The 15,090-nt window shown below is 66.0% G+C and carries 17 protein-coding genes; 10 read left to right on the top strand and 7 right to left on the bottom strand.

What is annotated here, in order from left to right; translation table 11 throughout:
* A partial coding sequence (locus tag A2J02_RS06155; protein ID WP_156516120.1) for an ATP-binding protein occupies positions 1-954 on the top strand: 954 nt, incomplete at its 5' end.
* A 53-nt stretch (positions 955-1,007) separates the two neighbouring features.
* On the opposite strand, the gene A2J02_RS06150 is transcribed toward A2J02_RS06155, so the two are convergent.
* Both A2J02_RS06150 and A2J02_RS06145 read right to left on the bottom strand, forming a co-directional pair.
* Positions 1,008-1,760, bottom strand: coding sequence for an isocitrate lyase/PEP mutase family protein (locus A2J02_RS06150; protein WP_068048114.1), 753 nt, complete (start codon positions 1,758-1,760; stop codon positions 1,008-1,010).
* A gap of 61 nt (positions 1,761-1,821) precedes the next feature.
* Positions 1,822-2,232 (bottom strand): NUDIX hydrolase, encoded by a 411-nt coding sequence (locus tag A2J02_RS06145; RefSeq protein ID WP_197477955.1) that lies wholly within the window; start codon positions 2,230-2,232, stop codon positions 1,822-1,824.
* A 232-nt stretch (positions 2,233-2,464) separates the two neighbouring features.
* On the opposite strand from A2J02_RS06145, the gene A2J02_RS06140 reads away from it, so the two are divergent.
* Genes A2J02_RS06140 through mnhG form a run of 6 tightly spaced genes read left to right on the top strand, consistent with a single transcriptional unit; the run spans position 2,465 to position 8,833 of the window.
* The gene (locus tag A2J02_RS06140; protein WP_068048111.1) at positions 2,465-5,314 is read left to right on the top strand and encodes a Na+/H+ antiporter subunit A; all 2,850 of its coding nucleotides are present in this window, start codon (positions 2,465-2,467) and stop codon (positions 5,312-5,314) included.
* Entirely contained in the window at positions 5,311-5,934 is a 624-nt protein-coding gene (locus tag A2J02_RS06135) for a Na(+)/H(+) antiporter subunit C (protein WP_068048108.1), read from the top strand. Before A2J02_RS06140 ends, A2J02_RS06135 begins: the two co-directional genes overlap by 4 nt.
* Positions 5,931-7,574: a Na+/H+ antiporter subunit D gene (locus A2J02_RS06130; protein WP_068048105.1), complete on the top strand. Its 1,644-nt coding sequence runs from the start codon at positions 5,931-5,933 to the stop codon at positions 7,572-7,574. The genes A2J02_RS06135 and A2J02_RS06130 overlap by 4 nt, the downstream gene beginning before the upstream one ends.
* 2 nt (positions 7,575-7,576) lie before the next feature.
* Positions 7,577-8,218 (top strand): Na+/H+ antiporter subunit E, encoded by a 642-nt coding sequence (locus A2J02_RS06125; RefSeq protein WP_442971453.1) that lies wholly within the window; start codon positions 7,577-7,579, stop codon positions 8,216-8,218.
* Complete coding sequence (locus A2J02_RS06120; protein WP_032393772.1) at positions 8,215-8,472, top strand: monovalent cation/H+ antiporter complex subunit F; 258 nt, start codon at positions 8,215-8,217, stop codon at positions 8,470-8,472. Before A2J02_RS06125 ends, A2J02_RS06120 begins: the two co-directional genes overlap by 4 nt.
* Positions 8,473-8,491: 19 nt before the next feature.
* Complete coding sequence (mnhG, locus tag A2J02_RS06115) at positions 8,492-8,833, top strand: monovalent cation/H(+) antiporter subunit G (protein WP_068048100.1); 342 nt, start codon at positions 8,492-8,494, stop codon at positions 8,831-8,833.
* A gap of 16 nt (positions 8,834-8,849) precedes the next feature.
* Here the strand turns inward: mnhG and A2J02_RS06110 are convergent, their stop codons facing one another.
* The 4 genes from A2J02_RS06110 to A2J02_RS06095 all read right to left on the bottom strand — a co-directional run bounded on the left by A2J02_RS06110 (position 8,850) and on the right by A2J02_RS06095 (position 11,735).
* Positions 8,850-10,019, bottom strand: a complete 1,170-nt coding sequence (locus tag A2J02_RS06110) for a glutamate--cysteine ligase (protein ID WP_068048097.1) — start codon at positions 10,017-10,019, stop codon at positions 8,850-8,852.
* Positions 9,982-10,692, bottom strand: a complete 711-nt coding sequence (gene sodC, locus A2J02_RS06105) for a superoxide dismutase[Cu-Zn] (protein ID WP_068048094.1) — start codon at positions 10,690-10,692, stop codon at positions 9,982-9,984. Before sodC ends, A2J02_RS06110 begins: the two co-directional genes overlap by 38 nt.
* 113 nt (positions 10,693-10,805) lie before the next feature.
* Positions 10,806-11,339 carry a LytR C-terminal domain-containing protein gene (locus A2J02_RS06100; RefSeq protein WP_068048091.1) on the bottom strand — a complete coding sequence of 178 codons (534 nt, stop codon included), beginning with the start codon at positions 11,337-11,339 and terminating at the stop codon, positions 10,806-10,808.
* A 57-nt stretch (positions 11,340-11,396) separates the two neighbouring features.
* Positions 11,397-11,735 carry a DUF3263 domain-containing protein gene (locus A2J02_RS06095; protein WP_008713415.1) on the bottom strand — a complete coding sequence of 113 codons (339 nt, stop codon included), beginning with the start codon at positions 11,733-11,735 and terminating at the stop codon, positions 11,397-11,399.
* A 294-nt stretch (positions 11,736-12,029) separates the two neighbouring features.
* On the opposite strand from A2J02_RS06095, the gene A2J02_RS06090 reads away from it, so the two are divergent.
* From A2J02_RS06090 to A2J02_RS06080, 3 genes are read left to right on the top strand one after another with little or no spacing between them, the layout of a single operon-like run.
* Positions 12,030-12,632: a peptide deformylase gene (locus tag A2J02_RS06090; RefSeq protein ID WP_068048088.1), complete on the top strand. Its 603-nt coding sequence runs from the start codon at positions 12,030-12,032 to the stop codon at positions 12,630-12,632.
* Positions 12,629-13,576 (top strand): N-acetylglutamate synthase, CG3035 family, encoded by a 948-nt coding sequence (locus tag A2J02_RS06085; protein WP_442971452.1) that lies wholly within the window; start codon positions 12,629-12,631, stop codon positions 13,574-13,576. Before A2J02_RS06090 ends, A2J02_RS06085 begins: the two co-directional genes overlap by 4 nt.
* 11 nt (positions 13,577-13,587) lie before the next feature.
* On the top strand, positions 13,588-14,388 hold the full coding sequence (locus tag A2J02_RS06080; RefSeq protein ID WP_068048083.1) for an exodeoxyribonuclease III: 801 nt from the start codon (positions 13,588-13,590) through the stop codon (positions 14,386-14,388).
* Here the strand turns inward: A2J02_RS06080 and A2J02_RS06075 are convergent.
* Positions 14,358-14,954, bottom strand: a complete 597-nt coding sequence (locus A2J02_RS06075) for a hypothetical protein (protein ID WP_068048080.1) — start codon at positions 14,952-14,954, stop codon at positions 14,358-14,360. The genes A2J02_RS06080 and A2J02_RS06075 overlap by 31 nt on opposite strands.
* Positions 14,955-15,090 lie beyond the last annotated feature (136 nt).

Here is a 15,090-nt window from a genome sequence, read left to right as displayed (position 1 = left end):
GTCGCCGATCTGGCCGCCCTGACGCGGGAGGCGGCGCTGCGGGCAGCGGCGCGCGCATCGAACGATTCGGCCGCGGCCTCGTTGACGCAGGACGATCTGGTGGGCGCTCTTCAGGTCATTCGCCCGCTGTCGCGTTCGGGAAGCGAAGAACTGGCGATCGGTAGTCTCACGCTCGACGACGTCGGCGACATGGTGGAGACCAAGCAGGCACTCACCGAGGCGGTACTGTGGCCGCTGCGTCACCCGGATTCGTTCGCGCGATTGGGAATCGAGCCGCCGCGGGGAGTTCTTCTGTACGGTCCGCCCGGCTGCGGCAAGACGTTCCTCGTGCGCGCACTGGCCAGCTCCGGGCAGCTCAGCGTGCACTCGGTCAAGGGCGCGGAGCTGATGGACAAATGGGTCGGCTCCTCGGAAAAGGCTGTCCGAGAACTCTTTCAACGCGCCCGGGATTCCGCTCCCTCGCTGATCTTCCTGGACGAAGTGGATGCTCTCGTGCCCCGACGCGGCCAGAGCTCGGATTCCGGCGTCGGCGATCGAGTCGTCGCGGCGCTGCTGACCGAACTCGACGGCGTCGAACCGTTGCGTGACGTCGTCGTACTCGGGGCAACCAACCGACCCGATCTGATCGATCCCGCACTGCTGCGGCCGGGCCGACTCGAGCGTCTGGTGTTCGTGCCGCCGCCGGATTCCGATGCCCGCGTGGACATCCTGAGGGCGTCGGGCAAATCCATCCCGCTCGCCGAGGACGTGGATCTGGAGTCGTTGGCGCGCGACCTCGACGGCTACTCCGCGGCCGACTGCGCGGCGTTGCTGCGCGAGGCCGCGTTGACGGCGATGCGTCGGTCGATGGATGCAGCCGACGTCACCGCCGCCGATGTCGCCGCCGCTCGGGCGACGGTCAGACCGTCACTCGATCCCGAGCAGGTGGCGCATCTGCGGGCCTACGGGTCGTGAGCGGAAACTCGTAGCAGGCTACGAGTTTCCGCTCACCTGCGGCGCAGCCGCTCTCACTTCCAGCGGCCGAGGATTTCCTCTGCCCGCTTGGCCAGTTCCATCTGGAAGATCGGGCCGAAGCTGATGCGACCCACGCCCAGGGAGGCGAAGTGCGACAGGTCGCCTTCGGCCGGGTTGGCGATGGCGTTGATCGGCAGCGGGAGTTCCTCGGCGAGACGCTTGTAGTCCGCGTCGTTGTGGAAGCCGACGGGGTAGAGCGAGTCGGCACCGGCTGCGGCGCACAGCTTCAACCGGGCGATGGCTCGGTCGACGCGGTCGCTCTCGTCGCCGATTGCCTTGACGAACAGGTCGGTGCGGGCGTTGATGACCACGTGGACGTCGGTGGCGTCGGATGCTGCGCGCAGTGCTCCGACGAAGTCTGCGTGTTCCTGCGCTTCGCGGAGGCGTCCGCCTTCGCTGTGCACGGTGTCCTCGATGTTGAGGCCGACGGCTCCGGCAGAGATCAGTCCGTCGATGAGTCGCTTGGGGTCCTCGCCGTAGCCGGATTCGATGTCGACCGAGAGCGGAACGTCGACGGCTGCGGAGATCTGCGAGATGCGGGTGAGCAGTTCGTCGAAGGTGATGCCCTCGTTGTCGGGCTTGCCGATGGAGTCCGAGACGGGGTGGCTTCCGACGGTCAGCGCGGCGAACCCGGCGGAGACGGCGAGGTTGGCAGACCAGGCGTCCCACACCGTCGGCAACACGACCGGGTTGCCCGGCTTGTGCAGCTCGAGCAGGGTGGTGGCTTTCTGGGACAGGTTCGTCATGAGACTCCTTCGCGGTGACTGACAGAGAACGTACGTTCTCTCTACGACCAACATACGCGCTTCAGTCGATCAAATCGAGCGCTTTCATCCGGTCGAACACCATCAGCGATCCCGGAGCGACGTCCGGCATGGCGGCGTACTCGTCGCGGGTGAAGTACCTGATCTCTGCGATCTCGCTGGTCGGCGTCGGCTCGGTCGCCAGATCGGCGAGGAAACACGTGATCTCGAGCGGGGTTCCTGCCGGGTGCCCCCAGGCCTCACATTCGAACACCCCGAGGAGCCGGGCGTCCGTCACCGCTGCATCGAGCTCTTCCCTGATCTCGCGATGCAGTGCTTGCTCGGGCGTCTCGCCCGGGTCGATCTTTCCGCCCGCCATGTAGAACGCGGATTTTCCGGCCGATCGGGTCTGGATCATTCGACGATCTCGGACGTACGCCAGCCCGGCGGTCCGAATGAGCCTCGGATCGGTCACCGACGCGCTCCCCTCACTCACGGACCCGCACCGTTCTGTACCGCCTGGCACGCCGCCTACCTCGCAAAGTAAAGTGGACAACGACAACTCGCGGCTGCCGCTCGGCAACCGGTTCATTATTTCTCAAAGCTTCACATCGAACTTCACACGGACTTCGCACACCCTACTCATCGCCGCCCTACGACCACCGCTCGGTTTCACCGCCGATGCGACCGAGACGACGGAGTGATTTTTGCTCGCCATTCTTCTTGCGCATGCCGCCGCCGCGCTGCTCGCGCCACTGTTCGTCCGCTGGTGGGGTCGCAATGCCTTTTTCCCACTCGCGCTCGTACCCCTGCTCAGCCTGATCTGGGTGTTCGGCAACTGGGGAACCAAACAGAAACTGAACATCGAATGGGTCCCTGGCCTGTCGATGAACATCGACATGCGGTTCGACTCTCTCGCGGCCATCATGTCGCTGCTGGTTCTCGGCATCGGCGCACTGATTCTGCTCTACTGCGCGCGTTACTTCGAGGACGACGAGCCTCGGCTCGGGCTGTTCGCCGCCGAAATGGTCGCGTTCTCCGGTGCGATGTTCGGCCTCATCACCAGCGACAACATGCTGGTGCTCTACATCTTCTGGGAAATCACGACGGTCCTGTCGTTCCTGCTCGTCGGCCACTACGCCGAGCGTGCGTCGAGCAGACGAGCGGCCACCCAGGCACTGCTCGTCACCACCGCGGGTGGCCTGGCGATGCTGGTCGGCATCATCATCCTCGGCCAGGTGTCCGGCACCTACAACCTCTCCGAGCTGGTCGCGAACGCGCCGGGCGGCTGGTTGCCCGGTGTCGCGATCGTGCTGGTCCTCATCGGCGCACTGAGCAAGTCGGCCATCGTGCCACTGCACTTCTGGCTCCCCGGAGCCATGGCCGCCCCGACACCGGTCAGCGGCTACCTTCACGCCGCTGCCATGGTCAAAGCGGGCATCTACCTGGTGGCGCGCCTGGCCCCGGGGTTCGCCGATTCCGGCCCGTGGCGCGCCACGGTGATCAGCCTCGGACTGCTGTCGATGATCCTGGCCGGGTGGCGCGCTCTGCGCGCATTCGACCTCAAGCTGATCCTCGCGTTCGGCACCGTCAGCCAGCTCGGCTTCCTCATGGTGTTGGTCGGCATCGGCTCGGAGAAGGCGATGCTCGCCGGCCTGACGATGGTGATCGCCCACGCGATGTTCAAAGCGGCGCTGTTCATGGTCGTCGGCATCATCGATCACACCACCGGCACCCGCGACATCCGCAAACTTGCTCACCTGGGCAAGAAGGCTCCCTGGCTCGCCGCGATAGCCGCGCTGGCCGCGGCCAGCATGGCCGGACTTCCGCCGATGCTCGGGTTCGTCGGCAAGGAGACGGCGTTATCGGCCGTGATCAGCACGCCGACGCTCGATCCCACGGTCGCGGCCGTCGTCGTCGCAGGCCTGGTGATCGGCTCGATACTCACGGTCACCTACAGCATTCGGTTCGTCTGGGGCGCGTTCGCGCGCAAGCAGCTCAAGCGAGCGAGTCCGTCGGTCAAGGCGATGCACGCGCCGGCCGCACTGTTCCTCGCCGCACCCGCCTTCCTGGCGGTGCTCGGTCTGGTCGCCGGGTTCGCATCCTCGGTCGTCGACCACATCGTCAGTCCCTACGCTCGCACCCTCCCGTCGTACGGCCAGGAGCCCTACCACCTGGCCCTCTGGCACGGTTTCAATCTTCCGCTCGCGCTGACCGTCGTCGTCGTCACCGGTGGTGTCGGGTTGTTCATCGCGCATCGGGTGGTCAACCGGCTCAAGTTCGAGCATCCTCCGCTCGGCAACGCAGACCGCATCTACGACAACGTGCTCAAGTCCATGGACACCCTGTCGATCCGCCTCACCGGCACCACGCAGCGCGGTTCGCTCCCTCTCACTCAGGGCACGATCCTGCTGACGCTGGTGCTGCTGCCGATGATCGTGCTGATCCTCGGCGCAGAACCGGACTTGGACTACACCCTGTGGAACAACCCGTTGCAGCTGATCATCGGGGCCATCATGATCGCGGGTGGCCTCGGAGCCACGGTGATGCGCAACCGCTTGGCCAGTGTCATTCTCGTCGGTCTCACCGGCTACGGCTGCGGAGTCATCTTCGCCATCCACGGTGCCCCGGACCTGGCGCTGACCCAGTTCCTCGTCGAGACCTTGACCCTCGTGATGTTCGTGCTCGTCCTGCGCAAGCTCCCGGCCGAGGTCGACGACCGGGGTTCGGCCGGATCGCGTGGACCTCGCGCGGTGCTCGCCGTCGCCGTCGGGGCGACCGTGAGCATCCTGGGTGCGTTCGCGATGAACGCCCGAAACACAGACCCGGTGTCGCTGCTCCTGCCGGACGCCGCATACAACCTGGGCGACGGCCAGAACGTCATCAACGTGATCCTCGTGGACATCCGCGCCTGGGACACTCTCGGCGAGATCTGCGTCCTGCTCGTCGCGGCTACTGGCGTGGCGAGCCTGGTCTTCCGCAACCGCCGGTTCGGTAGCGCTCCGCGGGTGTCCGACGCCCCCTCGTCGTCCTCCGATGCGAACTACGCGGCGGAGACGACGTGGCTGCTCGGCGGCGATCTGATCGATCCGCGTCATCGCTCGTTGATTCTCGAGGTCACGACGCGATTGATCTTCCCGACGATCATGGTGCTCTCGATCTACTTCTTCTTCTCCGGTCACAACGCTCCCGGAGGCGGTTTCGCCGGTGGTCTCACCGCCGGCCTGGCTCTGGTGCTGAGGTACTTGGCCGGTGGCCGCTACGAGCTCGGTGAGACAGTTCCGATCGACGCCGGAAAGATCCTTGGACTCGGCTTGATCTTCGCGGCCGGAACCGCGGTGGCGTCGATGTTCCTCGGAGCCCCGGCGTTGTCCTCGGCGACGTTGGAGGTGACGTTGCCGATCCTCGGCGACATCAAGTTGGTCACCGCATTGTTCTTCGACCTCGGTGTGTATCTCATCGTGGTCGGGTTGGTACTCGACGTGCTCCGTAGTCTCGGCGCGCGTCTCGACGCACAGGTGGAAATGCAGAGCCAAGGCCGAGTGAGCGCCCCATGACCGCTGATCTCGGAATGCTCGTCATTGTCGGTGTCCTCATCGCGGCGGGTGTGTATCTGCTGCTCGAGCGCAGTATCACCAAGATGCTGCTGGGCCTGCTACTCGTCGGCAACGGCGTCAACCTGCTCATGCTCACGATCGCCGGCCCTGCGGGAGCCCCGCCCATCGTGGGTCGGGACAACGCGGTGAACCAGGAGATGGCGGACCCGCTGGCCCAGGCGGTGATCCTGACGGCAATCGTCATCACGATGGGAATCGCGGCGTTCGTGCTGGCTCTGGCCTACCGGTCGTTCACCCTCAATACCAAGGACGACGTCGAGAACGACCCCGAGGACACCAAGGTGTCCCGGCGCCGCTCGATGGCCGAGGCCCCCGACCGCGACCGCTCGGACGACCCGGTGACGGGCGAGCCGAGCTTCGGCGGCGACGCATTCGACTCGAAGGGCAACCCCATTCCGCTCGAGGAGATCAGAAACCTCGAGGATCTCGAGTGCTACGAGGATCTGCACGACGGTGATTTCGACAACGACGACGACAACCCGCAGCTGCGCGGGCTGGACGGACTCGACACCGCCGAGAAGGACGACAGCCGCCCAGATGAGAAGGGAGACCACGCATGACGATCTCCCCCGCAGTGATCGACGTTCTGACTCCGCTGCCGGTACTGATTCCGATGCTCGCCGCCGCGTCGACCCTGGTGCTGGGGCGACGGCCTCGCGCTCAGCGATTCATCACCATCGTCGCGCTCACCGCGGTGGGCGCGATCTCGTCGGTGATGCTCTATCTCGCCGATCGCGACGGCACCAGCGCACTGCAGGTCGGCGGTTGGGATTCCCCGCTCGGCATCTCCCTCGTGGTGGACCGTCTGTCGGCGATGATGCTCGTCGTCTCGTCCATCGTGCTGCTGGCCGTCATGGTCTACTCGATCGGCCAGGGCATCCGCGACGGTAGCGAGAATCAGCCCGTCTCGATCTTCCTGCCGACCTACCTCGCGTTGACCGCAGGTGTCTGCAACGCGTTCCTTGCAGGCGACCTGTTCAACCTGTTCGTCGGCTTCGAGGTGCTGCTCGCGGCCTCGTTCGTGTTGCTGACACTCGGCGCGAGTGCCGACCGCGTGCGTGCGGGCGTGTCGTACGTGATGGTGTCGATGGTGTCCTCGCTGATCTTCCTGATCGGCATCGCGCTGGTCTACGCAGCCACCGGGACGCTGAACCTGGCCCACATCGCGGTACGCATGGACGACATCACCCCAGGAACCAGAACCGCGATCTTCGCGGTTCTACTGGTCGCGTTCGGCATCAAGGCCGCGGTGTTCCCGCTCTCGACGTGGCTGCCCGACTCGTATCCCACCGCCCCGGCACCGGTCACCGCCGTGTTCGCCGGCCTGCTGACGAAAGTCGGTGTGTACGCGATCATCCGCGCGCACACCCTGCTGTTCCCCGACGGCTCACTCGACAACGTACTGATGGTCTGCGGCCTGCTGACGATGCTCGTCGGCATCCTCGGCTCCATAGCACAGAGCGACATCAAGCGACTGTTGTCGTTCACCCTCGTCAGCCATATCGGCTACATGATCTTCGGCGTCGCTCTGTCGACACAATCGGGATTGTCCGGCTCGATCTATTACGTCGCCCACCACATTCTGGTGCAGACGACGCTGTTCCTCGTCGTTGGTCTCATCGAGCGTCAGGCCGGTTCGTCGTCGCTTCGACGCCTCGGCGGTCTGGCTGCGGCCAGCCCGGTGCTGGCGATCGTGTTCCTGGTGCCGGCCCTCAGTCTCGGTGGCATTCCGCCGTTCTCGGGTTTCATCGGAAAGGTCGCACTGCTGCAGGCCGGTAGCGAGCAGGGCAGCGTGTTGGCCTGGTTGCTCGTCGCGGGTGGAACCGTCACCAGCCTGTTGACGCTGTACGTCGTCGCCCGAGTCTGGACCAAGGCGTTCTGGCGAGCTCGCGCCGACGCTCCCGAGGGCGACCTGGCGGACAACAGCCCGTCCGCTCTTCTCGACGACTCGTCCGACATCCAGTTCGGTGACCGCGAGGACGTGGGCCGGATGCCCGCCTTCATGTTGCTTCCGACCATCGGGCTCGTCGCCGTCGGCCTGGCCATGACGGTGTTCGCCGGCCCCATCATCGACATCAGCGATCGCGCCGCGGCAGATCTTCGCGATCGGTCGGTGTACATCGATGCGGTGCGCGGTGCGGAATGGGTCGGCGATCAGGCCTACGAGCAGTCGCGCACGAACGAGGAGGGCACCCGATGAAGATGAACCGCTCCGTTCTGCTGCGCCTGTGGACGCTCGCGTGGCTGACGGCAATCTGGGTTCTGTTGTGGGGCAACGTCTCTGCGGCGAACGTCCTGGGCGGCATCGCGGTGGGGCTGCTCATCATGGTGCTGCTGCCGTTGCCTCGTGTTCCGGTCGAGGGCCGCATCCACGTGTTGTCACTCGTCAAGCTGGCCGTCGTATTTCTCTACTACGCAGGGGAATCCAGCGTCAATGTGGCCTGGTTGGCGATCCGCCCGAAAGCACCGCCGGTCACCGGCGTGCTGCGCTGCCGCATCGCGATCAAGTCCGATCTGGTGCTCACCCTGTTCGTCGACGCGATGAACCTCGTGCCCGGCACCATGGTGCTCGAGATAGACCGAACCCGACGCCTGCTCTACGTGCACGTGCTGGACATGGGCACGCAGAAGGCCGTCGACGGCTTCTACGCCTACGTGCGAAACCTGGAGAAACTCTTCATCGCGGCGTTCGAGCGAGACTCCGACTGGAAGCCGAGCCCGCTGCACTTCCAGGAGTACGAGCAGTACCACGGAGTGCTCGGCGACGATCCGGCATCGAGGGACCGCGACGCCCCGAGGGACGACAAGAAGACCGACGACAAGAGGAAGGGGGACTGGTCGTGACCGTCGTCCTGGCGATAGCCGGAGCCCTTCTGATCGGCGCCGCGATCCTCACCGCATACCGACTGCTCGACGGACCGAGCACGCTCGACCGTCTCGTCGCGATGGACACGATCCTGGCCGTCTCGATGTGCGGTCTCGGTGTGTGGGCCGTCTACAGCCGCGACACCACCCTCGTACCGGCCATCGTCGCGCTGTCCTTGGTCAGCTTCGTCGGGTCGGTCAGCATCGCGCGATTCAGAGTGAGGGACGAATGAGTGACACAGTGAGGGACGAATGAGCACCGTAGCCCAGGTCATTGCCTCCGCCTTCATCCTGTTCGGAGCACTGCTCGCCTTCACCGCGGCCGTCGGCATCGTGCGCTTCCCCGATACCCTCTCGCGGATGCACGCGGCCACCAAGCCGCAGGTGGTCGGTCTGATCATGGTGCTGATCGGGGCCATCATCAGCCTTCGCGGCAACGTCGACATCTGGATGCTCGTGCTGGTGGGCATCTTCACGCTGGTCACCGCTCCGGTGATCGCGCATACCGTGGGCCGCGTCGCCTATCGAGAACAGCGGGGTCGCGACGGTCTGCTGATCGTCAACGAGATGGAACCGAACGACCCCGACGAGTAGTGCGAGCCGCGCCGGATCAGGTGCGGAGGTCGGTGACCAACGATTCCACGACGGCTCGCAGGTCACCGTTGGATTTCGCGGCCACCGCCCGCTGACGCTGGTAGGACGCCCCGAGCCGCGGAATGTCGGCCACCGCGGCCAACTCGTCGACGCAGTTCAACCGGACGGCCGTCGGCGTCAGCTTCTCGAGCAGGTCGTTCAGGTCGTCGGTGACCAGACGTTCGTTGCTGTCGGAGTCGAGGATGATCTCGGCATCGAGGCCGTACCGGGCAGCCCGCCACTTGTTCTCCTGCACGTGCCACGGCGGTATCGACGGCAGGGTCTCCCCCGCTTCGAGACGTTCGTCGAGATGGACGATGAGGCAGTGCGTCAACGCGACGAGAGCCGCGAGCTCCCGCTTGGTCGACGCCCCGTCGCACACCCGAACCTCGATGGTTCCCCACTTGGGGGCGGGCCGGATGTCCCAGTGCATGCCGCCGAGTTGCTCGATGACGCCGGTCTTGAGCTGATCACGAACGAATCCCTCGAACTGCGGCCAGTTCTCGAACTGGAACGGCAGCCCGGCCGTCGGCAGCTGCTGGAACATCAACGCACGATTGCTGGCGTAGCCGGTGTCGTTGCCCGCCCAGATCGGTGAGGACGCCGACAGTGCCAGCAGGTGCGGGTACTGCAGCAGCAGTGAGTTGAGAATGGGAAAGACCTTGTCGGGAGACGACACTCCCACGTGCACGTGCACACCCCAGATCAGCATCTGCCGACCCCACCACTGCGTCCGAGCGATCAACTCGTCGTAACTCGGGGAACTGGTGAGCTGCTGGGTGGACCACTCCGCGAACGGATGGGTCCCCGCCGAGAACAGATCGATCCCCAGCGGATCCGCTGCGCGCTCGACGAGCGAGAGAGACTCGCCGAGGTCTGCCATCGCCTCCCCGACGTTCTCGCACACTCCGGTGACGAGTTCGACGGTGTTGCGGAGCAGTTCCTTCGTCACCCGCGGGGTGTCCCCGGCCAGGTCGCGGACACCGTCCATGACCGCCTCGGCGGAGTTGACCAGGTCTCGCGTGTTCTTGTCGACCAGCGCGATCTCCCACTCGACGCCGAGCGTCGGGCGCGGTGAACTCGCGAAGTCGATCCGGGGAGCGCTCAAACTACTGCAGTACCGCGCACGCCGCCCGCGAGCCGGCATCGCCGGTCATCAGAGTCGTCATGTCCGGCACGGCGGCACCGTCGGGCAGGGTGTACCGCGGCGGGATGTTGGCGAAGTTGTCGGCACCGTCGTGCACGATCACCGAGGTTCCGGCACCGTCGGCACGCAGATCGTCGAGTGTGATCGCGTCGGTGGTGGTGACGAGCATTCCGGTGCCGTCCTCGCCGACCTGGATGGACGTCAGGTCACCGCTGGCCGGGTGCTCGGTGCGGCCGTCGACCTGCAGGTGACCGCCCGCGGACAGGAATGCGCCGGGCTCCCCGCCTGTCGGTGCCACGGAGTTCGGCTCGCAAGCGGCGACGGTGTGAACGTGGAAGCCGTGGAAGCCCGGGGTCATGCCCTCGACCTCGGCGGTGACGGTGAGCTTGTCGCCCTCGGACATGAACGACACCGTGCCGACCTCGGCACCGGAGGCGTCGCGCAGTGCGGCCTCGATGATGTCGCCGGAGCTCGACTCGGCCGGGCTGTCGCCGGCGACGGCTTCTGCCGACGGATCGGCCTCTCCGGTCCACACCGGGGGGACGGTGCCGGGGACGTCGGACGGGACCTCGCCGTTGCTACAGGCGGAGAGCCCGAGAGCTGCGATCGCGAGGACCGGGGCCACGTAACGCAACGATCGGGTCGCGGCAGTGCGTCGCTTGAACATGTCCATCGGAAATCGCTCCTCTTTCAGGCAGTTTCGCCGGGCTCGGAAATGATAACGTGCCGACCGATTCGGCCGAATCGGGCACGGAAGTCGACGCTGTGGAACTGGCCGCTGCAGGACTACTGGGTCACGATGACGACGACGCCTGCAGTGGATTCGAGCGAGGTCGGCTTGGGTTCGGCCGGGACGCCGAGCTGCGTGGCGATGGTCTGCGCGGCCTGTTCCTCACCTGCCGTCGTGCCGTAGTACACCGCGGTCTGCGCGAACTGGTCTTCACTGAAGTTGCCCGTCTCGGCGACGTTCCAACCCTCGGCGGTCAACGTGCTGGCGGTACCGGCGGCCAGGCCGGAGACGTTGGAGTTGTTGAGTACCCGCACTTCGACGTCGGCGGGTGCGCCCGAGGTGGTGGTGGGTGCCGCGGCACCGGTCGACGAATCGCCCGCGGGAACCTGGGCTGCAGGAGCCTGTGCGGTCGGTGCGACCGCGGCCGGTGCGCTCGTCGTCTCGGCGGCGGGTTCGGCGGCCGCATCGTCGGAATCGGAACCCGTCAGAGACAACGCCCCGATCGCTGCGAACAGGATCGCGAGCGAGATCAACACCATGGCCAGGGCGCGGAGTGGTGGCCCGGTCTGTTCCGGGTTCGGGCTGCTCACCTGATCGACCCTAGCCGACCGTCGACGGCGACTCGGCACACGGAACGCACGACCTGCTCAGACGTCGAAACCCAGCCGACGTGCCGCACGAGCCTTCTGCCTGCTCGCACGCAACCGGCGCAGGCGCTTGACCAACATCGGATCCGCGGCGAGCGCCTCGGGACGATCGACCAACGCATTCAGAATCTGGTAGTAGCGGGTCGCCGACATGGAGAAGAGTTCCTTGATGGCCTCTTCCTTGGCCCCGGCGTACTTCCACCACTGCCGCTCGAAGGACAGGATGTCGTGCTCTCGTCGACTCAGTCCGTCCGCACCGACCTCGTTCGGATCCTGAGTGCCGTCCGAACTTCCCGGTTGCTGAGACTGGTTCGAGTCACGCGCTGCTGCGCCGTCCATCCCACTCCTCGACTTCTCGACTTCCCAGGGTCGGCAGGATCACCCACCCGGAGAAATCTGCTTCCCCCAGTACTGCCGACACCCGTAGGAGCGCCGACCGAATTACACAGTTGTACTTCGGGGATCATTCAACCATGTCCGACGCCGGGGACACGGCTCCTGCGGGCTGCCCGCGCGTGGCGTGTTCCACCTACTCGACCACATGCGCGACGCACACCACTGGGTCATTCCGCAGGCTCCACTCCTCACCACTGGGTCATTCCGCAGGCTCCACTCCCGGTATCCTTGTCGACCATGGCAATTCTTCCCATCCGGATCGTCGGCGATCCGGTGCTGCACACCGCAACCGCTCCCGTCACCGAGTCACCCGCCGAGCTCGCCGAGCTGATCGCCGACATGTACGAGACGTTGGCCGCCGCGAACGGCGTCGGACTCGCCGCGAATCAGGTCGGCGTCGGCAAGCGTCTGTTCATCTACGACTGCCCCGATCAAGGCGGGGACGGCAAGGTCTTCCGCCGCCGCGGCGAGGTCGTCAATCCGGTACTCGAGACCTCCGAGATTCCGGAGACGATGCCCGATCCGGACGACGACGACGAGGGCTGCCTGTCCGTCCCCGGCGAGCAGCACCCCACCGGGCGCGCCGAATGGGCCCGGGTGACCGGTACCGATGCCAAGGGTGATCCCGTCGACATCGAGGGTCACGGCTTCTTCGCTCGGATGCTCCAGCACGAGGTGGGTCATCTCGACGGCTTTCTGTACACGGACGTGCTCATCGGTCGACATGCGCGGGCCGCGAAGAAGGCGATCAAACGCGCCGGGTGGGGCGTGCCCGGTCTGAGCTGGACGCCCGGCACGGTGGACGACCCGTTCGGGCACGACGACGAGGACGACGACTGACCGTCCCGGTGGGTACCCGGGTGATGCTTCGCTATCGGTTGCCACCCGGCCACACCCACCCGATGACGGACGTGATCGGCGAACTGGTGGCCATGGACGCAGGCTCGGTCTCGGTGCGCGGCCGGGACGGCGCGCTGGTGCAGGTCGCCGCCGAACGAGTCGTAGCGTTGAAACCTCTGGGGCCCAAGCCGATTCGAACGTCGGAGATCCGCTCGCTCGAGGCCGCTGCCGCCGACGGTTGGCCGGGCGTCGAGCGGGAATGGATCGACGGTTGGCAACTGCGGTTCGGTCACGGGTTCACCGGCCGCGCCAACTCGGCGGCACCGCTCGAGCCCGGAGCCTCGACGACGGCCGAGACTCTCGCGCAGATCGTCGATCGATACGCCGCTCGCGGACTGCAGCCGACGCTCTCGCTCCCCGACCGTCTCGGCAGCGCGCCGGCCGGGTGGCGGACCTACAACGAGAGCGCCGTCATGGCTGCGGAGATCTCGAAACTCGTTCTGCGCGAAGGCGATTTGGCCATCGGCGTCACCGCGCAGCCGACAGCCGAGTGGCTGAATTCTCTGCGCTACCAGGGCAGCGAGGCTCCCGCGGGCGCAGCGGAGGTGGTCACCGCAGTCCGGGGCGGCACCCTCGGTTTCGGCATGATCGGCGCCCACTCGTCGTCGGCGGCCGCCGTCGGTCGCGCGGCCGTCACCACCGCCCCGGACGGTCGATGCTGGGTGGGACTCACCTCTCTCTGGGTCTCCCCCGAGCATCGCCGCAACGGCCTCGGCACACTGATATGCGGAGAACTGGTGCGCTGGGGACGCAGCCACGGAGCGACACACGCGTACCTGCAGGTGGCCGTCGACAACACCGAAGCCGTTGCCCTGTACCGAGACCTCGGCTTCGAGGACCACCATCGGTATCGCTATGCCCGGCCTGTCGGAGGCGTTCGATAAGGTTCGTTCCCGTGCGCTTGGCTACTTGGAATGTGAACTCCGTCCGCTCTCGTCAGGATCGAATCGTCGATTGGCTGCAGCGATCCGATGTCGATGTGCTGGCGATGCAGGAAACCAAGTGCAAGGACGCACAGTTTCCGTATCAGCGCTTCACCGACATCGGGTACGAGGTCGCCCACGTCGGGCTGAGCCAGTGGAACGGCGTCGCGATCGCATCGCGCGTCGGCCTGGACGATGTGCAGGTCGGGTTCGAGGATCAGCCCGGCTTCAGCAAGGATCCCGAGATCGATCCCGCTCAGGAGGCCCGTGCTATCGGTGCCACGTGCGCCGGGGTGCGCGTCTGGAGCCTGTATGTGCCCAACGGCCGGGAACTCGCCGATCCGCACTACACCTACAAGCTCGAGTGGCTTGCTGCACTGAAGGCCGACGCGCAGGCCTGGGTGGCGGCGGATCCGCAGGCGCAGATCGCGCTCGTAGGCGACTGGAACATCGCGCCCACCGACGACGACGTCTGGGATCCCGCGCTCTTCGAGGGCAAGACCCACACCTCCCGAGCCGAGCGTGACGCCTTCAGCGCGTTCGGCGACGCCGGCTTTACCGAGGTGACGCGGCAGTTCACCCCCGAGCCCAGGACGTACACCTACTGGGACTACACGCAGTTGCGGTTCCCCAAGAAGCAGGGCCTACGCATCGACATGGCGTTGACCTCCCCTGCCCTGGCGGCACGAGTAACCGGCGCGTCTATCGACCGCGAGGAACGCAAGGGCAAGGGAGCCAGCGATCACGCTCCGGTGATCGTGGAGATCGGCTGAGCAGAGTCCGCCGACCTGTCCGCCACGGCCCTGGCGGCGAGAATCGCCCCGACGGCGATCAGCACTCCGTGCGCAATTCGCACGGCAGGCGGGGTGTAGAACTGCGGAAGGAAGAGAACGAACCCGGCAGCGAGCACTGCGGCGTAGCGGTTGCGTAGAGCGAATGCCACCAGCCCGACGGCGATCAGCACCAGTCCGAGCCCGAACATGACGGACTGTACGAGCGAGTACCTGATCGGGTCGGCCAGATCGATCAGGCCGGGGTTCGCGTTCTGTACGGCATCGACACCCAGCACATGCAGCGCGAAGGTTTCCGCGCCGTAGTACGGCAGCACCAACCCGACACCGATCCACGTGGTCACGACCGCGGGCTCCGACCGCCCACCGGTGTAGAGCACGGTCAGCCCGAGCGCGATGAAGCCGAGCATGGCGAAGGTGTGCGAGAGCACCCAGCTCGAGGATGCGAAGGCGTCGGCTCCCGCCGTGCCCACCTCGTCCGAGTAGGGACGCAGTGTGGGATACGCGGCGAACATGATGCCGACGAACAGATACAGGGATACACGCATCGGGGAATGCCAACCTTTCGAGAGCGGCGCTCTCTATAGGAAGCAGTATTCACCCAAGGGGCACGCCAGGCAAGAGCAGTGCTCTCTATTCGGCGATCAGATCCAGAAATTCTTCGTGCTGCGCCAGATATCGCCG

The organism is Rhodococcus sp. EPR-147 (genome assembly GCF_001647185.1).
Taxonomy (GTDB): domain Bacteria; phylum Actinomycetota; class Actinomycetes; order Mycobacteriales; family Mycobacteriaceae; genus Rhodococcoides.
The sequence above is the reverse complement of the archived record's forward strand: the minus strand, read 5'-3'. Positions and strand labels throughout refer to the sequence as shown.

Coding starts and splice junctions, on each gene's coding strand:
- A2J02_RS06150 (WP_068048114.1), bottom strand. CDS start 1,760: ATGACGAACCTGTCCCAGAAAGCCACCACCCTGCTCGAGCTGCACAAG.
- A2J02_RS06135 (WP_068048108.1), top strand. CDS start 5,311: ATGACCGCTGATCTCGGAATGCTCGTCATTGTCGGTGTCCTCATCGCG.
- A2J02_RS06130 (WP_068048105.1), top strand. CDS start 5,931: ATGACGATCTCCCCCGCAGTGATCGACGTTCTGACTCCGCTGCCGGTA.
- A2J02_RS06125 (WP_442971453.1), top strand. CDS start 7,577: ATGAACCGCTCCGTTCTGCTGCGCCTGTGGACGCTCGCGTGGCTGACG.
- mnhG (WP_068048100.1), top strand. CDS start 8,492: ATGAGCACCGTAGCCCAGGTCATTGCCTCCGCCTTCATCCTGTTCGGA.
- A2J02_RS06110 (WP_068048097.1), bottom strand. CDS start 10,019: ATGCCGGCTCGCGGGCGGCGTGCGCGGTACTGCAGTAGTTTGAGCGCT.
- sodC (WP_068048094.1), bottom strand. CDS start 10,692: ATGGACATGTTCAAGCGACGCACTGCCGCGACCCGATCGTTGCGTTAC.
- A2J02_RS06095 (WP_008713415.1), bottom strand. CDS start 11,735: ATGGACGGCGCAGCAGCGCGTGACTCGAACCAGTCTCAGCAACCGGGA.
- A2J02_RS06090 (WP_068048088.1), top strand. CDS start 12,030: ATGGCAATTCTTCCCATCCGGATCGTCGGCGATCCGGTGCTGCACACC.
- A2J02_RS06075 (WP_068048080.1), bottom strand. CDS start 14,954: ATGCGTGTATCCCTGTATCTGTTCGTCGGCATCATGTTCGCCGCGTAT.